The organism is Marinilactibacillus sp. 15R (assembly GCF_001895285.1).
Classification (GTDB): Bacteria; Bacillota; Bacilli; order Lactobacillales; family Carnobacteriaceae_A; genus Marinilactibacillus; species Marinilactibacillus piezotolerans.
This window is the reverse complement of the sequence record NZ_CP017761.1, coordinates 1341266-1361227: the sequence shown is the minus strand read 5'-3', so window position 1 is coordinate 1361227 and position 19962 is coordinate 1341266. Positions and strand designations below refer to the sequence as shown.

Here is a 19962-nt window from a genome sequence, read left to right as displayed (position 1 = left end):
TCAGTATCCCCAATCTATGTAAAGACAAGCTAGAATCAGCTTGTCCTGTAAAATTTATACTTCATAGTCTTTATTATATTCTGGAATAAATGATCCTAAATCATTTGCTTTAATAGATTCATAAAATATTTCTGGGTTTAAAGTATGCCAAGGAATAGTATAGTCTGCATCTACTAACTTGGCTACTTTCAACAAGCTTTCCTGAGTTGCATGACCACTAGCTCCTAAAGAGATAAATTCAATATGCTGTTGCTCTAAATAATTTTTTAGCTCAGCATATCTAAAATCATACTCTCCTAAAGGCTCTCCATTGCTGTGCAAGTATACCCCTTGAGTAAATTCATTTAGATACTGAATATTCTTGAAACTATTCTGTAAGACAAATGCTCCAGGATCTTGTTTTAGCTGGTCAAGTGAAATTGTTTTTTCAACAAATTCTGGCAGGTTTTTCATATCGATCGTTTCTTCTAATACTGTCCAAGTCATTTCTGGATAAAAAGCATGCAGCATTTGTGCATAGTTTGCTTCCCACACCATGATTCTATTCTGATGTTTAACAACTTTGTCTACATCAAACATTCTATTAACATTACGGATATAAGGATTAAAGAAAAACAGTTTTTCCATATTCACCTTAATCAAGTCTGCTAATTCATCCAATAATGTGATTTCAGTCAACTGTTTTCGTTCTGCAAACTGACTTTCTTTTTTTTCATGATCTTCATTAAAGCTGAATGATGTCCCTTCAGTAAGAAAGACATCTATCTCCCATTCTCTAGCTTCATGGGCCCATTTCCACACATTCTCAGGATATTTGCCTGATAATCTAAAATCTCCTGAATGAATAATCTTAAGTGTTGGTGTTTCAATAAAGAATGCACTACATCCAACAGAATCATGATCACTAGGTTTGGGAGAGACTACTATATCCCTTATTGTGATCGATTCTGTATAGTCAAATAGTATCAATTGGCAATCAACAGCTTTATCTTCATTTATCGCTACCAGTTCATTATATAATTTATATGCTTCTTCTGAAAGATAAACTTTTACATTTTCTGAAAGATAACGAAGTCCGCCCATGTGATCCAGATGAAGATGAGAAATAAAAATTACCGTTTCCAATTCTGGTAATTGAGCTGAAAATGTTTTATCCAACTCTTTGAATGATTCAATTGGATATAATTCTTTGATTGCCGGCAGATTACCTGTCTGTATCAAATACTCAATTTCTGATAAACCTTCTGTATCTTCTGGGAGTTGTCCGGCAACAGATAAGCCAAAGTCACATAGGACTCTGGCTTTTTCTGTGCGAATTTCGACAATGTTTCCTCCAATGGTTTTTAAACCACTCCAAAAACGGTATGTTGTCATATATGAAATCCTCTCTATTATTCTTGCCTAATAGTATAGACAAGAATTGTTTACTGCTAATTAAGTCTTATTTATTAGATTCTATAATAGATTCTGTTTCAGTCTGTAAATTTTCCAAGACTGTCTGCGGTTCAGCATCGTTAACAGATACTTCTTCCATTGCACCTGTAAAAGCATTTCTGAATTCTCCGTATCCAGCAAAAACTGGACTAGATATTCCGTACTCTAACATTTGAGTCGGTGCTTCGTAACGAGGATTTTCTTCTAGGAAAGTCATATATTCTGGATCTTCCAAGGCAGATTTAACGATTGGCACATACCCAGTTGCCATTGCCCATTGCGAAGTATTTTCCGGTTGTAATAAGAAGTTGATATATTCAACGAATCCTGCTTGCTCTTCTTCAGAAGCTGAAGAGAATAATCCTAAATCATTACCTGCAAATAAAGTCAATTCATTATCATTGAATGTTGGTACGGGTGCAGTCCCCCAGTCTAATGCGTTTTCTTCTGCAACTGGTTCAACATGCGCTAATCCTGCTGAAGATCCAATATACATAGCTGATTCACCGCGGCCGAATGGTCCTGAGAAGTACCCATCTTCTCCAGCCGTACGAGCATACCCTTCTTCAAACATCATACTTAAGAATTCAAGAGCTTCGACACTTTCTTCAGAATCAATATCTGTTTCAAGTGTGTCTCCATTAATAAATTCAGCTCCGTTTTGACGTGCCATTGTTTCATATTCCATTTCAAAGCCGTTTTCAAGCCCCATTGCTACACGGTCATCTCCGGCTTCTACCATCATTTCTCCTAAAGATTGGATATCTTCCCAAGAAGTAGGCACTTCAACACCATATTCATCCAGGATTCCCTGATTAAAGAACGTCAAACGAGTTGATTTAGAAAACGGCATTGCATATCTTTCTCCAGCAAATTCTGAGCTTCCCTGGAAACCTTCATATATATCTGTCAATGTTTCTTCAGGAAATCCATTACTTGTTAAAAAGTCATCTGTTAGTGGGATTAACAATTCGTTCATCGCTAATTCAGGCACATCTGTTGTTGTCAGCTGAGACATTGTCGGTAATTCATTAGAAACGCCAGCTGCGGTAATGGCCTGGCTCAATTCTTCATATCCGCCTTGGTTTTGTTCTACAACTTCGTATTCATCTTGAGACTCATTGAATTCTGTCGTCAATTCCGTAATTGCTTCTTGGTGAGGGCCGTTCATTGCATGCCAGAATGTGATTTCAACTGGTCCTGAACTTGTAGTTTCTTCAGATGATGTATCAGTTGTCTCTCCACTTGCACTGTCATCAGTTGTTTCACCGTCTCCACAAGCTGCCAATAATAAAGATCCCGCTAGTATTCCTGTACTTAACTTCAACCATTTCATTCTGCTTTGCATGTTTAATCAAAACTCCCTTTTTTATGTTTTGGTTTTTACATTTTAAACCCTTTTATCATTTACCTATTGATTACTCAAGTTTTTCGCTTCACGGTAATCAATAAGTTGTCTAACCTTTCAAACCGCTTTTTGCCACACCCATAATGATATAGCGCTGCAAGAATAGATAGATAATAATCATTGGTGCAATTACAATTGTAGAAGCAGCCATTAGTAATTCATACTGGGTTCCAGCTTCTGTCGTAAATGCTTGTAATCCTACTGGCAGTGGACGTAATAGCCGTTCATTCGTTACAATCAGCGGCCACATAAAAGAATTCCAGCTGCCGATAATTTTGAGTATTGCTACGGCTACAATCGCTGACTTAGAAAGTGGGACCATAATCATCCATAAAAATTTAAAATCACTCGTTCCATCCACTTTTGCAGCATAATATAGCTCATTAGGCACTGACTCAAAATTTTGTTTCAGCATGAATACGGAAAAGACACTTGCTAGATAGGGAAGAATCATAGCTGAATACGTATTGATCAGATTTAATTTTGAGATCGTCAGATAATTTGGAATAATCAGCAATTCTCCAGGCACCATCATCGTTGCGATTAGAATCGTAAACAATAGATTTTTTCCATAAAACTTCATCTTTGCAAAGGCAAATGCGGCTAGGATCGTAGTTAGTAATTCTCCTAAAGTAGATATAGAAGTAATCAGTACACTATTCAGAAAGTATCTGCCAAAAGGGGCTACTTCGAACGCTCTTGCAAAGTTCTCTATACGAAAGATCTGAGGGATCCAGACCGGCGGCATTGCGACTGCTTCGGCCGGAGATTTCAGTGCTGTTGAAATCATCCATAAAAATGGAATCAACATAGTAAATGAGCCAATGGTTAAAAGGATGTAGACGGCGATTTTTGAAGCAGGATTGCTGTCTTTTACAGTTTCTGTTTCACTTTTTCTACGTGCTTTGAATAACTTAGTCATCAGCGGGGTTTCTTTGTGATTGACTTCTTCCATTTTCAATCTCTCCCTTCTTAGTAATGAACAAATTTCTTGTTGAACGCCATTTGAACCAGCGTAAAGACTAGAATAATCAAGAATAGAACAATCCCAGCTGCAGCAGCAATTCCATACTGGCTTTCCTGATAAAATTTCTGGAAAATATAATAAACGACTGTCATTGCTGAACCAGCCGGACCAGGTCTACTTTGGAATAAAGCAAAAACTTCATCAAAGACTTTAAAACTATTGATAACGCCCATTACAGAGACTAAAAACATGGTTGGCCCTAACAACGGCAACGTAATATTCGTGAACCTCTGCCATCCTTTAGCGCCGTCTATCTTGGCTGCAGAATAATAGTTTCCGTCAATATTATTTAATCCGACAAGGAATAAGATAATATTGAAGCCCAGCCCTTTCCAGATGGCCATAATGATCAGTGCCAGCATAGAGTAACTAGGATCAGTCAGAAATTCGATAGGGCTAAATCCTAACAGTCCCAATGCATAATTCAGTAGTCCAAATCGGCTATGATAAATCCAACCCCATACGATCGAGATAGCTACTGTACTGGTTACGAATGGCAGAAAATAGATCGATCTGAAAAATCCCGACAATACTTGTACTCGATTTAAAAGAATCGCAATACCAAGTGAAATGGCAATAGAAGCTGGTACGACGCCCAAAACAAATATGAATGTATTTCTAATCGCCAGTATAAATTCCGGATCTTTAAAAATATCGATAAAATTATTAATACCATAACTACTGACCTCTCCTGTGAAAATGTTATAGTCAGCGTAAAAACTCATCAAAAACGAGCGTACAATTGGATATAAATTAAATGTCCCGACAATCAACATCATCGGAGCAATGTAGAGTAAGGATTTAAGTGAACTCTTTAAAGTCGGCTTCTGTATCATTTCACAGCCTCCAGTTCAATGACCTTTCCATTAAAATTGAACAGATGAATTTCTTCTATGTCTGCAGTAATATGGATCATCGTTCCTTCTTCTGGAATAACACCTAGATTTGTTGCAACTAAGGAGTGTCCATTCACTTCTATATAAACCGTTGTATCTTTACCGACTCGGGATACATGATTGACGATTCCACTAAGTAAAGCTTCTGACTCAATCGTCGTTACTTTGATATTTTCAGCTCGAATTCCGATAGACTGTACTTCTGGTTTCATAATTTCAGATAAGCGAAGCCGATTTAACAATTCTGGATGGTCTGCCACTTTAATAGTATTGATTACAGGCGTACCCAGGAACTGAGCTACAAATCGATTTTTCGGTTTATGATATAGCGTAATCGGATCACTGTTCTGTTGAATCGCCCCTTCATTCAGTACCATCACTTCATCAGATATGCTTAGTGCTTCTTCTTGATCATGTGTAACAAATACCGTTGTTACGCCTGTTTCTTGTTGAATACGTCTGATTTCTTCTCTCATCTCTATACGTAGCCTTGCATCAAGGTTTGAGAGAGGTTCATCCATCAACAAAATGGAAGGTTCTTTAGCCAACGCTCGAGCAATCGCCACACGTTGTTGTTGCCCACCAGAAAGTTGTTTGGGCTTTTTATCTACTTGTTCTTCGATTTGAACAAGTCTCGCTAGTTCTAATGCCCGTTCTTTTCTTTTATTTTTTGGTATTTTTTCCATTTTCAGCGGAAACATGATATTTTCCAAAATAGTCAAATGCGGATACAATGCATAATTCTGAAAAACCATCCCTACTTTACGTTTAACTGCATCTTGTTTCGTTACCTCTTTATCTCCAAAATAGATCTGTCCATTAGAAGGATAGGTTAATCCTGAAATCAGCATAAGTGTTGTCGATTTTCCGCAACCACTTGGACCTAATATAGAAACCAGTTTCCCCTCAGGAATCGTGAAGTTGATTTTCTCTAGTACTTCTTTGTCTCCATAAGACATCGTGACATCTTTGAAATGAACTTGCACAGTATTCACTCCTTTAATATTGAACCAATCTGCTTAATAGGCAGTAGTAAAGCGTATCATTTTTATCTTCTTGCAGTCTATCATACCTATGTTAACAGCCTGTAAATAGAACGTATCTATAATGTCAACATTAAATCCTTATGTAAAACAAACGAAAATAACGTAAATTATCCAAACGTACATTGATTAAATCTAAGAAAGATTTCTTAGATTTAAAGAACTATCAAAAAAACGATGGAGTTTATATCGAGTCCGTAGAAATTAAAGTTGTTTCCTATAATCATAAACTAGTAAAAACCACTTCTAATGTATCCTGATTTAGATTAGCTAAAATCTGGAGCTGCAGTATTAGTGGAGAGCTTTTCGGGTACACACGGCTTCGATGTCTGATAAGAAATATCCCGTCAAGTATATGTGTTCACCACAAAGCGTAAACAAACTTTAATTTCAGGTAAGGATGAGTAGTTCACAATTTTGTATTTATCTTTTCTATTCACTATTGAATTCGAAGATAAAGACATTACTAAATATTTTGATAAACTTGCTTTTGGGATACTTTTATAAGACAATACAGGGTAAGTTTATAAGTATAAGGGGAGAAAAGAATGAATTTTTCTATTAAAAATAAAATCAGTACAATAGAAAAAGAAATGATTGCGTTTAGAAGAGATCTACATAAGCATCCCGAAATCGCCTTTGAAGAAATAGAAACAACAAATCGTATAGCTGCGGAATTGAATAAATTGGCTATTCCCTATAAAAGAATGCAACCAACTGGTATTCAAGCTGAAATAAAGGGTGAGCGTCCGGGAAAGACTATTCTGTTGAGAGCTGACATGGATGCTTTACCTGTAACTGAATTAAACAAAGAACTGTCGTATCAGTCAATGATTGCAGGTAAGATGCATGCATGTGGCCATGATGCGCATACTGCTATGCTTTTAAGTGCTGCTGCTGCTTTACTAGAAGTGAAAGAGAGTATTCAAGGAACTGTTCGCCTCTTATTCCAACCTGCTGAAGAAATCGCTGAAGGTGCACGTAAGATGATTGAACAAGGTGTAACCATGGATGTGGACAATGTCTTTGGAATTCATATCTGGTCAGAATTAGAATCCGGAAAAGTTTCTTGTCCCCCTGGTCCCTCGTTTGCGGCAGCAGATATGCTGACTGTTCGTTTCAAAGGAAAAGGTGGACACGCTGCAATGCCACATCAAACAGTAGATGCTGCAATTATGGCTTCTCAATTTGTATCAACTCTTCAAACAATCGTTTCAAGAGAAATCGATCCTTTACATCCTGCAGTTGTAACTATTGGAAAAATGGAAGTTGGCAGCCGGTTTAACGTAATCGCAGAGAATGCCTTACTAGAAGGAACAATTCGTACCTTCGATAATAAAACTAGAAACAAAATCGAAGAATCAATAAATAATTATGCAATTCACTTGGCAAAACTATATGGCGGAACAGTTGAAGTGGAATATGATAGAAAAACAGAACCTGTTGTCAATGAATCTAAGTCTGCTCAGTTAGTTCAAGCAGTCGCTGCTAAAGCATTTGGTAAAGATGTTCTAAGAGCAGAACCGCCAACAATGGGCGCTGAAGATTTTGGTTATTACATGGCAGAAGCAACCGGTGCATTTGCTTTAGTTGGTGCTGGTAATGCTGAAAAAGATACACTTTGGGCACACCATCACGGTCGTTTCAATGTAGATGAAGATGCTTTAATAATTGGTGCTGAATTATATGCTCAATACGCTCTTGCATATTTATCTCAATCAGAATTTTAAATACAAAAAAGCGTAGAGCAAGCTCTACGCTTTTATACATATTAATTAATATTACTAGTATTAATTTTCAAAAAAGTATAACAGTAATTGTTTTTATTTTACTTTTAATATTTGTTCTTTTGCATGAATAAATTTGGTGATTAGTTCATTAGTCGGTGCTTCAATTCCATACTCTACAGCTAATCGAGCGACAGCACCATTTATATAGTCGATTTCAGTCAAACGATGGTGTTGCACTAGATCCTGGTGCATTGAAGGATAATGATGACCCAATTCTTTAGCGCTTTTCACTATATACTCTACAGTATCATTAAAATCCAGCTGCACATCTTGTTTTGCAGCTACGTCAACAAATTCTTTAACGATTTTTTCTGTAATAGATATTGCCTGGTCTGTTTCGAACATTTCTCCTAACGTAGCATCCAATAAAGAGCAAGTTGCATTTAGTGCTCCATTCACACATGCTTTTCTCCAAATTGAGAATTTAACATTTTCACTATAAACCCCGTTCAACCCAGCTTCTTCAAGTACTTTAACAATCTCTTTGGCTTTTTCTTCTCCACCTGGAACAAAGTTTTGGATTTCAGTAGATCCCGTTCCTTCTAAGTCTATTTTCCCTGGACCAATTAATCCAGCTGTCCAGATCGTTACACCGATTAAAATGTTTTCTAATGAAACATATTTTTTCATTACCGTTTCATGACCAATTCCATTTAATAGACAGACCACCTGTGTGTCTTCTTTGATGATTGGTTGGATATCTTCCAGCATTTCCCCTAAAAACATTGCTTTTGTAAACATGAAAATTACATCAACTTTTCCTTTAACTTCATTAGGGCGATAAATTGGAATTTTTACTACTTTCTCTGTTCCATTATAGTTTACAGTTAATCCATTCTGACGGATCTCTTGAATGTGTGCATCCCATTTATCAATTAAAATTACATCGTTTCCTGCTTGATGCAACATAAATCCAAAACGACTACCCATTGCTCCGCTTCCAGCAATTGCAAATTTCATATTTCTCCACTCCTATTGTTTTCCTTAAAATCTCCTTATCTATTGTACCATATCTTAAGACACTATTAGAGATAGCTTAAGAATGTTAAGTTATTTCAGTTAACAACTTATCAATTACACTTATAAATTTTAAAATAACTTATTTTAATCGAGTAGGAGACAAGCCATTAATTGACTTGTCGACCTCTCACACCACCGTACGTACGGTTCCGTATACGGCGGTTCAATATCTTTTGTAAGCAGACTCCCCTAGGTGGCTTAGTGAAACTAAGCCCCACTGGTAGAGTCTTTCGTTTGTAAGTGCCCAATGAACTTCAGGCGTTTTGGATAGTCGCCAGTATTTCTTTCTTGAAAATCCAATCCGTTTTGCGCTATCCTCATCTAAACCGTACTCTAATAACTTCGTTATCTTTGTTTTCGGTCGTTTCCATCTTTTTAAGATAAGCTGTCTGAGTCTGTGATGTAACCATGGTTCTATCTCGTTTGATATGAATCTTTTGATAAATCCTAATCCAAAGTAGCCAATCCAACCTCTTGTGACTTGGTTGATTTCCTTTATAACAGTAATGAAGTTTCCTGGACGTTTACGACTCGTTAGCCGTTTTAATGTACGCTTAAACTTCTTCTTGGCTTCTTTTGTAGGAATAAAACGATAGGTTCCATTCACTTTCATCATCAGACAGCTCAAGAACTTTAAACGAGTGGGAGACCCCACTTTACTCTTTTCGTCATTAACGATAAGTTTGAGGTCTTTTTCAATAAAACGAGTCACACTTTTCATGACTCGTTCCCCTGCTCGTTTCGATTTCACATAAATGACAAAGTCATCTGCGTATCGAACGAATCGGTGTCCTCGTTTTTCAAGCTCTTTATCCAGTTCATGTAAGTATACATTGCTGAGAAGGGGTGACAATACACCACCTTGCGGTGCGCCTGTATGAGTTTCTACGAATTCGCCAGACAGGTCTGTTACACCACTCATCAAGAACTTACGGATAATCTTGAGTATCATCTTATCTTTGATGAACTGCTCAAGATGGTACATGAGTTTGTCGTGATTCAACGTGTCAAAGCATTGCTTTAAATCACAATCCACAACCACTTTATATCCTTCTTCATAGAACTTGGCACATTGTTTCAGCGCTGTATGTGTTCCTTTATTTGGTCGGAACCCATGACTTTGCGGAAGGAAATAGGGGTCGATATAGGGTTCAATGATTTGTTTGATTGCTTGTTGTACCACACGATCGCGTGCACACGGTATGCCAAGCTTGCGCTTCGCACCGTTTGCTTTCGGGATTTCAACCCGTTTAACAGGTTGAGGTTTGTATGTCCCATCAAGCAGCTTCTGCCTTAAGGGCAGATAATACTTCTCAATATGGCCTTCAACCTCAAAAACTGTCATGCCATCTACTCCAGCAGCGCCCTTATTTCGTCTAACGACTTGGGCTGCTTCGAGTAAATTTTCTTTTCTTACAACGAGCTCCATCAGTGATGGAGACTTACCATACATTTCTTTCATTTAACCTAGAAGAAAGCTCTACACATCTACATACTCTTTCGGTTCCACCTTATCCCTCCGCAGATTGCCATTGTTTTCTGTAGTCTTCGCTTCCTCTAACCTCCAGTCTTTACTTTGTATTTGATATTGTTCGGTCCTTCGGTACGTTTTCCCTACTATGACCTCTGTTCCTGCGATTACTCGTCACAAATAAATTGGCTGACTTCTGTCTATTCGTTGTTACTACGATACATCTGTATCGCTAGACAGATCTCCCCAGGCAAGGTGCGATAACCTTCCACTCATGTCACCGCCTCATTTACTGTAAGGGATTCGTGCAGTATTGGACTTTGTCTTGTTAGGCAGACTCATCCGTCCCTCTTCAGCCTTCATATAAGGTTTCTGTTCGTCAGTGCGAGTGTTTGCCTCCAGCTTCCTTTAGATTCCACCTCACGATGGACACCCTTGCTTTCAGCTAACAGTTCCTACTGCAAAGTCTGTAGTGGACTTTCACCAACAAGTTATCGCCCATGCCGGGCGCACCCAAAAAATAACGATAGGAACTGAAGGCACTATCGTTATTCATTGAACTATTTAATTTATTTGTTTAAACTGCAAAGTAATATTCTGTCCTTATCAAAGCAATAGAAATGCTGCCTGTTTAATGAGATTATTTTTATAAGACCAAACATAACAAAACAATATGTTGCTCTTCTTTATCAAAAGCGTGGTTAACAAAAATCTATTTTATTCAAACTGTAACTGGAAATAATCTGGTACAATCTCCGGAACTTTTCGGTCTAATAGATGTAAAACCAATTTTGAAACAAGAACTCCAGGTCCTAATGCTTGTCCTACACTTATTGTTGGTATACTACGATTTTCTATCCAGTTAGCTATCTTTTCATCTGTCGCGTAACTAGGAAGGTTTTTACTATACCCTGAGGGCGGAAAAGTTTGACCTCGTAATTCCTCAATCGCTATATCTTCTGGTATACCGGTATATTCTTCTAATTTTAATCCCGATGGAGAAAAGGTCAATACAGATGCTCCAAACCCAAGCGCCACTGCAGTAGTGATAAATAATTCTTTCTTTCGCGCAGCCCGATGAAGCGCAACTGATTCCGGAAAAGCAAAATAATCAATAGCATCAATTACGTAATCTACTCCATCTACAAATGAACTAGCATTTCTTTCATTAATGCCATCAAAGTAGCATACGATTTCAATTTGTGGATTGATCGTTAGCAAATGATTTTTAAGTGCTTCTGCTTTTTTCTGCCCTACGGTGAGATAAGTGGCTGCACATTGTCGATTGATATTAGAAACATCAAAAGTATCTGGATCTGCTAAAATTAATTTTCCGACACCCATTCGAGCAAGTAATTCTGCAGAAAAGCCTCCAATACAGCCACAACCTGCAATAGCAATCGTTGTCTCATGTAGCTTTTGCACTTCTTCTTCCGTCATAATTCCTAAGTTTCTTATAAATTGTTCTTCAACCATGATTATAATACCTCCATTTCTTTTTCTTCATCACTCATAAAATAATCATATAAAGCTCTTCGTTTTTCTTTTAACGTTTCAAGACATTCTGCTAGATTCAATACACAGGGAATAGTTTTTGATCCCAAGTAAACATTTGGCTCTCCTATTATTTCAAATGGAAATTTAAAAATACGATGCATATATCTATAAACTCTTTCATCAATACAACAGACCCAATGCGTTAGACCATTATTCAATGAATAACTCAATACTGTTTTTATCAATCCTAATCCTACATCATGTTTTGGCATTTTAGTAAATGCACTGATTTCTGCATACTTACTTCGTTCAATTCCAGCCAATTTTAATTTTTCAATTTCAAAAATATTGAAATGTTTCACCGTTGGCAATTCTTCCAAGGACATGAATATAAGCCTAGTTACACCTACAACTTTACTTCGATCAGGTGTTTGTACAATAAAATATGTTGAACTTTCTATGTACGGATCTTTCATATTTTGTTTAAAAAAACCTACTTCTTGGTAACGCTGGTGATGTAATGCAACTGCCTCTTCACACAACGTACCCTCTGCTATCCCGAAATAATATTCCTCTTCGTTATCCATTTTGACACACTCCTTGTTATTTTTTAATTACTTATGTCTATTAAAGGGTAAAATTTGACAAATTGGAAGCCTTATTTGATACTAATTTAAAATTCTATAGTCATTGAATCAAAAAAATGATAAACTTTTACGGAATAACTTTACTTCAAATAAAAGAAATAGGATGATAAACTGCATGAACAAAACCCTAAATAAAAAGGAACAATTACTGCAAAAACTAATTCACAATTATGATATGAATCTGAACAATCAAATTCTAAATGTCTGTATGATTTATATTGTGCTGAGTATTAGCTGGAACTTTATTTTTCAATGGTTTAATATTCCTTTTTCACGTGCAAATATTAGTGTGCTTTTACTTTGTTTCACTGTGTTATTGACATTATTCTTATTTTTTAGATTTACAAAGATCTCTTCAGAAATAAAGACTCATCTTGTTTTGTTATTTATTGTATTTGTAACAATCAGCTTATACTTTGGTTCAGGGTATTCAGAATCCTGGAGCTATTTTTTACTGGTTCCCATTATTTCTAGTCTTTATGGTAAACGCAGTTTGTCTATTTGTTATTCAATAATCGGATTGCTAAGCTTGTTTATTGTCAGTATTCATTATCCGATTAATCCTCAGTATGTTGCAGATGGTATTGATATTTCCAATCGCATACTACTATATTTAATCATTGCAACTTTCAGCTACCTATTATTGTCCAAACTTAATATGCTTTACAATAAACAGGTCAATACAGTTATTAATTCAATGGAAACAACACTTGAGCAAGTCGCTCAAAGCTTTATTATAGCAATGGAAGCAAAAGATCATTATACATTTGGACATAGTGAAAGAGTCAGTCAGTACGCTGTAGCATTAGGTAAACAAATCCCTGAATATCAAGATGAGCAGCAGCTGAAGCACTTGAGATTGAGTGGGCTTCTTCACGATATTGGGAAAATCAATATTTCTGAAGATATCTTGACAAAATCTACAACGCTAACTGATATAGAATATGAAATTATAAAAACCCATACCTCTTCTGGAACACAAATGATTGAGAAAATAGAAGGATTAGAAGAATTAAAAAGTGGCGTTTTATATCATCATGAAAGATGGGATGGAAAAGGATATCCAGCAGAATTAAAGGGAGCAGAAATCCCTCTAGATGCCAGAATACTGGCCATAGCTGATGCCTTTGATGCAATGACCTCTACAAGATCCTATCAGAATAAACACTTTATCGATGAAGCTTTTCAAGAATTAGAAAAAGGACTAAGAACACAGTTTGATCCCACTCTTTCTCCTGCCCTTGAAAAAGCAAAATCAGAGTTTTTAAAAATTTACTCTAAATATCATAATCCTTTAAATGAATTTGAAAAATTGACAGATTTTTTGTGAAAATTTAATCCTTTTCTTGTTCTATACATTTCTAAAAAACAGTTCATACTCTAGCACAACATCTGAATGCATATGTAACTCTATTAGTATTACTGATCTTTACATTAGCATCATTGGTTATATCGGACAAACATTGTTCAAAAGTTTCAATGAATTATATGTTCTGAGTGAACTCTTTCTATATTGGTCTGTTTATTGGTTTAGGAAGAGTTCTCTAAGTTAAAATCACCAAACTGTTTACAATTATAGTCAATGGTAATTCAAATAGGTAATTGTAATATGAGTTATCCCGAAAATAACTGTCATCACAACAGCAAGTAGATTATGAAGCCATATTTCAGCTATGATAAAATAAATAACTGGAATAACAGCCATTAACATAAGAATTGTAAAATTTGCATCAACTGTAAAATATATTAACCAGAGCACAAAGTAACTTAGTAAAAATAAAGATATGAAAATCATATATCCAGATAATATTGGAGCCTCTTTTTTACTTATAATAAATATCAGGAGTACTGCAAACAGTCCCTGACTGCCATGTTCAATAATATCAACCATAAGATGATTATTATTTATTACCATTTCGTTATTTGGATCCTTTAACGTAAAAAAAAGAAAATTAGGGAACATAGGTAATCCTGAATAATTCATAACTCTGTATTTTAAGTAAATCTCTTAAAAAAATCATTCTCGCTTTATTTATTTTGATAACTTTTGCCCAAAACAATCTTTTTAAAGACTCTTTTCATTTTTGTAAGTGCCCAAAAATTACTTTTGTATAATTTTGGGCACACTTATCCCTTGGAACTTTTCTCTTAAAAAAATAGTATCCGCTTAGTTTATACCCATGAATGGGACCGCCTCAGGCGGTCGAAGACAGCATAGAATTCTTTATGATAAACGTGATAACTAGACAGTTTAAGATAGACTTGCCTACCTGTTTGGACAAGTTTCCCGGCTACTTTAAGTAATTTCAGTCGTATGGATTGAACAGTCAGACCTTTATCTCGTTCATCAAACCCAATCGTCTTTAAAAAGTTGATGAGGTTATAAGCGAGTAAACTCATTAACATCCTTACATGATTTTCTAAGAAGCGTGGACTATCGGTTTTATCAAAATAAAATCCTGCTTTCGCTTCTTTGATAAAGTTTTCCATCGTTCCACGTTTGGCATAAAGAGAGAATATGACTTCAGGGGATACATTTTTTGATAGGTTTGTCACAATAAATGTATGCTGAAAAAGGAGTTCTCCTCCTTCTCGAACAGAACGAATGCAGAGACGACGAGGTTTTGACCATGACTTAGCTTGATAAGGTACTGAAAAGTACTGCACTTCTCTCTCTTCCCATTTCTGATTTTCACCATATAGAACTGATTTTTCAGCTAGTTGACTCACTTTTTTATTGTTCTTTAAGCGAATAACATAGTGGCTATTGTTGGCTTCACAAGCTTCATACACCTCTGGTGTTGCAAATCCACTATCTCCACGAACGAGTATGTCGGTATTCGGTAAGGAGTGATTATAATGCTGCAGTAAAGGTTCTATGAAAGCTTTTACACCTTTAGATGTGTATTGATTTCCTGAACGTAGTTCAGCTTTTAAGAAATCTCCAGTCAGTCCATCAAAGGCAACTAGAGGATGATATCCATAAGTTTGATAGTGGGCATTATAATCGGTTTGTTCTTGATTTCCAAAGGTATCTGAGTGTGTTGAATCAATATCAATGATCAACTCGGTATCATTACGAATCAGACGCGCTTTATCAATTAATGATTGATTTAATGACTGTAACTGATCTAAGTTCTCTTCTGAAAAACGGTCTAGAAATCGCGAAAGCGACGATTGCGAGGCTAACTGATTTCTACCTAGAATAACTTGAAATACTGGATCATGTCTTAATATATTAGCCGAAGAGTCTGTCGAATAACCAGCCGTTAGCTGCATAATAAGCTGCTCAAAAATTGCTAGATTATCATGTATGAAGTAAGCACGATTTTCTTTTAAGTGAAGTAGTCGTTTAGCTAAATCAGAGAAACCAAAGGTATTCATTAGTTCTTTAACTAAGACCAAACCGGAATCACTAGATAAGCGTCCACCTGTATGCGAAATGGTAATGTTAGAATTGAATTTAATCTGTTTTTTGTGTAAGCTAGTCATTAGAAGAACTCCTTTTCTTATGGTTGGTTTCGACACCTTTACCATATCAGAATGGAGTTCTTTTTTCATCACTTAACAGGTGAAACAATAAAAGTATCATAGTGCCTGCCATTAGGCAGTGTTTCCACGATTCAAGCAAAAGTATGAATTATCTAGGGTAATAAAAAAATTATTAAGCCCTTCCATGAAAACCCTATGCTGATCTGAAAAAAATTTAATATTTTATCCATAGTATATTTCTCTGCCAAAATATTCTCTGTAAGACAAATCCAGATAACCGATTGCTAGCTTAATTAAAGCAATTACGGCAATCCATACCCAAAGCCACATCGACATCTTCATCATTAGAAACAGTTTTATCAGACAGACGATAAAAAATACAAAAGCAGCTGCTTTATCCAATTTTGAACCAGATTCACTAACGGTATTTGTCCTCCTTGCAATTACTCCATCGATCATATCAGTTAATCCAGCCAACAAATAAAGAATATAAATGACTGGAGAAAGCGATAGACAGAGCAAGAGCCCTATGCAGTACATAATGCGACAAACTGTTATGATATTACCCATGCACTCACTTCCTTCTTTTGTTACTCCATTTTTTCAAATGCCACAGTCTGTTCCTTCATAGAAATTTTTCCAACCTTATAGCCATACTCCAGCAATTCCTTCTTATAGGTTAGAAAAGAGTGATCGATTGGCAAGCCTGCGATTTTCTCAATTTCAGCATAAGTCAGCTTAAAACTATTCGTACCATTTTCTTTTATGTAATTCCACAACGGATCGTACTTACTCATAATGGATGTTCCTTTCATTTTTATAAAAATTATATCACCAAAATGATATATGTCTATATCATTTCTATAGTATTTTCTTTTTATAATCAGCCACTTATTTTTGTCTGATTGAAGATATATGATATCCATAATTTGAAATTTCTTTACTGAAATCAATCAGGCACATTTTTCTTCCAGTGAAATTTTTAACGTCAATTGTAAACGCAACCAAAACATAACCAAAAAATTGCCAATCTATCTTATAAAATACTGCATATCATCAAATGCCGTTTCACAACCTACGACATCCAAACTACTGTCTATACATTAATTCAGGGTTTTTCATGGGAATATTTCAATATAAAAAAACGAGCTTTTCTAAGTATTGCCTATACCTGGAAAAGCTCGGAAGCATAATGCTTTCTTACATTTTTTATTTAACTAAAGATAACAGCACTACCGTCTCAACATGCGTTACCACATAACCTTTATATAAAATAGCAAATCGTACTGTAACCGGGGTAAATACTCATTTCCTATCCCCCCAAATTTACTTCTGAAAGTCTCAATGTGGGTGTTAGATTTAGTAATATTCTTTCGAATCTTGATCTGGTTCTTGTGCTTCTTTACCAGCCATCAAGTCCTTAATCCATATTGGTACATTTTGAAGTGGCCTTCTCTCTTTAAGGTGCTTGATCACATCTTCAATATCTTCATCTCGCCAGAACCTATCTCGAATGTAGCATCTGCGGCAACAGTAATTGCCACTCTTTGATTTGTGGTTCTATAATAAAGAAGCCCCTGAAAATACTGAAAATACGGCATTTCCAAGGGCTTATAAATTTATTTTCTTGTCAGCAGACAGACGGTCTCCACGTGTGTTTTGATAGAATGTTGATACTGCAACGCGTATATTTGATTTCACGTAAAGGTGTACCCCCTAAATTATTCAAGAATTATTCTACTTTAAATTGTCCCATCATACCTGCATCTTCATGTTCTAAAATATGACAGTGGTACATAAATATGCCGGAATATTTAAAGGTAGCAATAAGCCTAACTTTTTCATCAGGATAAACAAGGAGCGTATCTTTCCAACCAGATTCATTAGCGGGAGGACGTTTACCATTTCGATCAAGAACTTGAAATTGAACACCATGTGCATGAAATGGATGAGGCATACCTCCCATCATTCCTGTTGCTTTATTTGAAACTTCCCATATTTCCGTATCATTCAGCCTTAAATATTCATCTATTCGCTTCATATCCATTTGTTTACCATTAATATTCCAATTACTACCCATTCCTTGTAAAACAAATTCTCTAGTGTTGATCGCTTTAGAAGGATCAATTCTTTCAATACTCACTAGCTTATTTGGAATATTATAGGACTTGTTGATTTCATCATTTACAATAAACTTCATGAGTTCTGTACCTTGATCGGTTAGTTCGATTGTATCACCAGTTTTATAATTTGAAAAATCAACTATAATTTCAGCTCTTTCTCCAGGGCTAATTATAAGTTTTGTCATTTCTACAGGTGCTTCAAGTAAGCCACCATCACTTCCAATTTGATAAAAACTTTGCTTGTTACTTAAAAATAATTCATAAAATCTTGCATTTGAACCATTCAATATACGTAAACGTACCTTACCTTTTGGAATCCTTAAATACGGATTAATGGCACCATTGACTAATAACGTCCCACCTTGCATTCCCATCATGACGTCGTGCATGCCTAACTTATATTCAAACCTTCCATTTGCATCTAGTTTCTTATCTTGCAGTACTAGTGGAATATCATTAATGCCATATTCACTTGGAATATTAAGCCGGTCTGACTCATGATCATCAATGTAAAATAAACCCGCAAGTCCCTTATATACCTGCTCTCCGGTTTTATGAAGTAAATGAGGATGATACCAAAGTGTCGCTGCTGGTTGGTCAATTGTAAACTTTGGATTCCAGGTTTTTTTAGGACTAATAATAGAATGGGGACCACCATCATTTTCTCCATCTACTTCAAGTCCATGCCAATGGACAGTTGTGTCTTCATTGAGTTCATTTTTTACATTAATAGATACTTCTTGACCCTTCCTGACTCTTATTACTGGTCCTAGGTAGTCTCCGTTATATCCAAAAGTATTTGTCTACTTCCCCTTGATAAATTCTTTCTTAGACATTTTTGCCGTTAAATAAAATTCTGCTTTATTGGGGTCAGTACTCTTATTTTCTAATAGCGGGGTAATTGGTAATGCTATCCCCTCACTATTTTGGATATTAATTCCATCTATCTCATTATTGCTAAAAAATTTACTAAACCCTATTGGTATCATAGAGATAGCTATTAGTCCAGCTGTACCTTTTAAAGACTTAGAAAGAAAATCTCTTCTACTAAATTGGGTCATTTTAAGCATCCTCCATTAAAATCATTAAACTATCTGAAGGGTAGGGATTGATTCCTCTGAAAATAGTTGATAGGGTATAATATTGTAAAATAAAAATGTGCAAAATGTATCAAGAAATTAATATGGGTTGAAGTAACAAGTAATAACGATAAACTTAAAACAATGCAAACTACAAAATAATCCCCTTGTCAAAAATTTTTAACCTTTTAACAAAAGGATTAAACTATTTATCGATTACTGTCATGATACCTGAACGTACTTAGTTTATAAATTCTTTAAAATCTGCTCATATTCCGCTTTATCAATTTCTCCTTGTACATATCGGAGCTTTAACACTTCTATGGGATTGTTGTTACCTTTTGTCTCTTGCTTCTCTTTTTTAAAGCTAATAAGAAAGTCATTGAATAATTTTTTTCCACTTCTTATTAATTTTAATAGGTCTCCAGTCCTTACTAGATAATACATTATTATTGTTGATAGTATTAAGTTTAACACGACTTTTCCACCTCATTAAAACTTAATTGTCTTTAAAATTGATTGAAATTCTTCATGTGTTATTTCACCACGAGCGTAGCGTAATTTTGCAACTTCTTCAGCTTCAATAACTGTTGAATTTCCCATATTTGATGAAACTGAATTTTGTTGTTTCTTGTTTTTAAAAATGAGATATAGCGTAAAAGCAATAAGCCCAAATACAAGCATCGTCATCAAAGACCCATCTGCCATCATATCAAACGAATTAAATCCTTGCTGCATTCCATTGTATCCATAAAATCCACCATTTTCAAAGGAACCCATATGTCCTCCATTCATCATGTTGATTTCTCCCTTCTATAATCGAATTTTGTATTATAATAATGCTTTTAATTTGTTATATTCATCTGCAGAAATTTGACCGGATGCATATCTATAATCAATCACTTCTTTAAGTTCATTTGGATTATTATTTACTTTTGCTTGATTATTCCCAAACCACTTTTGCAATTCACCTGTTTTATACAGATAAAAACCAATAGCTAAAATAAGTAATAAAAACATAACTTCACTCCTCTA

At 35.5% G+C, this 19962-nt stretch carries 20 protein-coding genes and 1 pseudogene; 2 read left to right on the top strand and 19 right to left on the bottom strand.

Annotated features, from left to right (window positions below; genetic code table 11):
• Window positions 1-54: 54 nt before the first annotated feature.
• From BKP56_RS06560 to BKP56_RS06540, 5 genes are all read right to left on the bottom strand, one after another.
• A complete protein-coding gene (locus BKP56_RS06560; protein ID WP_072694346.1) occupies window positions 55-1374 on the bottom strand; it encodes an MBL fold metallo-hydrolase in 1320 nt (439 codons plus the stop codon).
• Window positions 1375-1441: 67 nt separating this feature from the next.
• Window positions 1442-2770 carry an ABC transporter substrate-binding protein gene (locus BKP56_RS06555; protein ID WP_232226939.1) on the bottom strand — a complete coding sequence of 443 codons (1329 nt, stop codon included), beginning with the start codon at window positions 2768-2770 and terminating at the stop codon, window positions 1442-1444.
• Window positions 2771-2891: 121 nt separating this feature from the next.
• Complete coding sequence (locus tag BKP56_RS06550; protein ID WP_072696041.1) at window positions 2892-3653, bottom strand: carbohydrate ABC transporter permease; 762 nt, start codon at window positions 3651-3653, stop codon at window positions 2892-2894.
• Between the two features lie 161 nt (window positions 3654-3814).
• On the bottom strand, window positions 3815-4705 hold the full coding sequence (locus tag BKP56_RS06545) for a carbohydrate ABC transporter permease (protein WP_072694344.1): 891 nt from the start codon (window positions 4703-4705) through the stop codon (window positions 3815-3817).
• Window positions 4702-5751, bottom strand: coding sequence for an ABC transporter ATP-binding protein (locus BKP56_RS06540; RefSeq protein WP_072694343.1), 1050 nt, complete (start codon window positions 5749-5751; stop codon window positions 4702-4704). Before BKP56_RS06540 ends, BKP56_RS06545 begins: the two co-directional genes overlap by 4 nt.
• 605 nt (window positions 5752-6356) lie before the next feature.
• On the opposite strand from BKP56_RS06540, the gene BKP56_RS06535 reads away from it, so the two are divergent.
• The gene (locus tag BKP56_RS06535; RefSeq protein ID WP_072694342.1) at window positions 6357-7538 is read left to right on the top strand and encodes an amidohydrolase; all 1182 of its coding nucleotides are present in this window, start codon (window positions 6357-6359) and stop codon (window positions 7536-7538) included.
• A gap of 93 nt (window positions 7539-7631) precedes the next feature.
• On the opposite strand, the gene BKP56_RS06530 is transcribed toward BKP56_RS06535, so the two are convergent.
• The 4 genes from BKP56_RS06530 to BKP56_RS06515 all read right to left on the bottom strand — a co-directional run bounded on the left by BKP56_RS06530 (window position 7632) and on the right by BKP56_RS06515 (window position 12173).
• Window positions 7632-8558: a 2-dehydropantoate 2-reductase gene (locus tag BKP56_RS06530; RefSeq protein WP_072694341.1), complete on the bottom strand. Its 927-nt coding sequence runs from the start codon at window positions 8556-8558 to the stop codon at window positions 7632-7634.
• Between the two features lie 223 nt (window positions 8559-8781).
• The gene (ltrA, locus tag BKP56_RS06525) at window positions 8782-10080 is read right to left on the bottom strand and encodes a group II intron reverse transcriptase/maturase (RefSeq protein ID WP_232226938.1); all 1299 of its coding nucleotides are present in this window, start codon (window positions 10078-10080) and stop codon (window positions 8782-8784) included.
• Window positions 10081-10806: 726 nt separating this feature from the next.
• Window positions 10807-11565, bottom strand: coding sequence for a ThiF family adenylyltransferase (locus BKP56_RS06520; protein WP_072694340.1), 759 nt, complete (start codon window positions 11563-11565; stop codon window positions 10807-10809).
• Window positions 11566-11567: 2 nt separating this feature from the next.
• Window positions 11568-12173 (bottom strand): N-acyl amino acid synthase FeeM domain-containing protein, encoded by a 606-nt coding sequence (locus BKP56_RS06515; RefSeq protein ID WP_072694339.1) that lies wholly within the window; start codon window positions 12171-12173, stop codon window positions 11568-11570.
• A gap of 175 nt (window positions 12174-12348) precedes the next feature.
• Here BKP56_RS06515 and BKP56_RS06510 point away from each other — a divergent pair, with 175 nt between their 5' ends.
• On the top strand, window positions 12349-13563 hold the full coding sequence (locus BKP56_RS06510) for an HD-GYP domain-containing protein (RefSeq protein WP_072694338.1): 1215 nt from the start codon (window positions 12349-12351) through the stop codon (window positions 13561-13563).
• Between the two features lie 249 nt (window positions 13564-13812).
• On the opposite strand, the gene BKP56_RS06505 is transcribed toward BKP56_RS06510, so the two are convergent.
• The 10 genes and pseudogenes from BKP56_RS06505 to BKP56_RS06470 all read right to left on the bottom strand — a co-directional run bounded on the left by BKP56_RS06505 (window position 13813) and on the right by BKP56_RS06470 (window position 19947).
• On the bottom strand, window positions 13813-14217 hold the full coding sequence (locus BKP56_RS06505; RefSeq protein WP_072694337.1) for a hypothetical protein: 405 nt from the start codon (window positions 14215-14217) through the stop codon (window positions 13813-13815).
• 188 nt (window positions 14218-14405) lie between these two features.
• Window positions 14406-15725, bottom strand: a complete 1320-nt coding sequence (locus BKP56_RS06500) for an IS1380 family transposase (RefSeq protein WP_072693356.1) — start codon at window positions 15723-15725, stop codon at window positions 14406-14408.
• Between the two features lie 222 nt (window positions 15726-15947).
• Complete coding sequence (locus BKP56_RS06495) at window positions 15948-16295, bottom strand: CDP-alcohol phosphatidyltransferase family protein (RefSeq protein WP_072694336.1); 348 nt, start codon at window positions 16293-16295, stop codon at window positions 15948-15950.
• Between the two features lie 20 nt (window positions 16296-16315).
• Complete coding sequence (locus tag BKP56_RS06490; protein ID WP_072696037.1) at window positions 16316-16522, bottom strand: hypothetical protein; 207 nt, start codon at window positions 16520-16522, stop codon at window positions 16316-16318.
• Between the two features lie 935 nt (window positions 16523-17457).
• The gene (locus BKP56_RS13895; RefSeq protein ID WP_198034005.1) at window positions 17458-18237 is read right to left on the bottom strand and encodes a multicopper oxidase family protein; all 780 of its coding nucleotides are present in this window, start codon (window positions 18235-18237) and stop codon (window positions 17458-17460) included.
• Between the two features lie 165 nt (window positions 18238-18402).
• A pseudogene (locus tag BKP56_RS14235) lies at window positions 18403-18609 on the bottom strand (multicopper oxidase domain-containing protein); the annotation flags it as partial.
• A 42-nt stretch (window positions 18610-18651) separates the two neighbouring features.
• Complete coding sequence (locus BKP56_RS13885; protein WP_198034004.1) at window positions 18652-18909, bottom strand: hypothetical protein; 258 nt, start codon at window positions 18907-18909, stop codon at window positions 18652-18654.
• Between the two features lie 264 nt (window positions 18910-19173).
• Complete coding sequence (locus tag BKP56_RS06480; RefSeq protein ID WP_072694335.1) at window positions 19174-19404, bottom strand: hypothetical protein; 231 nt, start codon at window positions 19402-19404, stop codon at window positions 19174-19176.
• Window positions 19405-19419: 15 nt separating this feature from the next.
• The gene (locus BKP56_RS06475) at window positions 19420-19725 is read right to left on the bottom strand and encodes an SHOCT domain-containing protein (RefSeq protein WP_072694334.1); all 306 of its coding nucleotides are present in this window, start codon (window positions 19723-19725) and stop codon (window positions 19420-19422) included.
• A 33-nt stretch (window positions 19726-19758) separates the two neighbouring features.
• Complete coding sequence (locus tag BKP56_RS06470) at window positions 19759-19947, bottom strand: hypothetical protein (RefSeq protein WP_072694333.1); 189 nt, start codon at window positions 19945-19947, stop codon at window positions 19759-19761.
• Window positions 19948-19962: the final 15 nt, after the last annotated feature.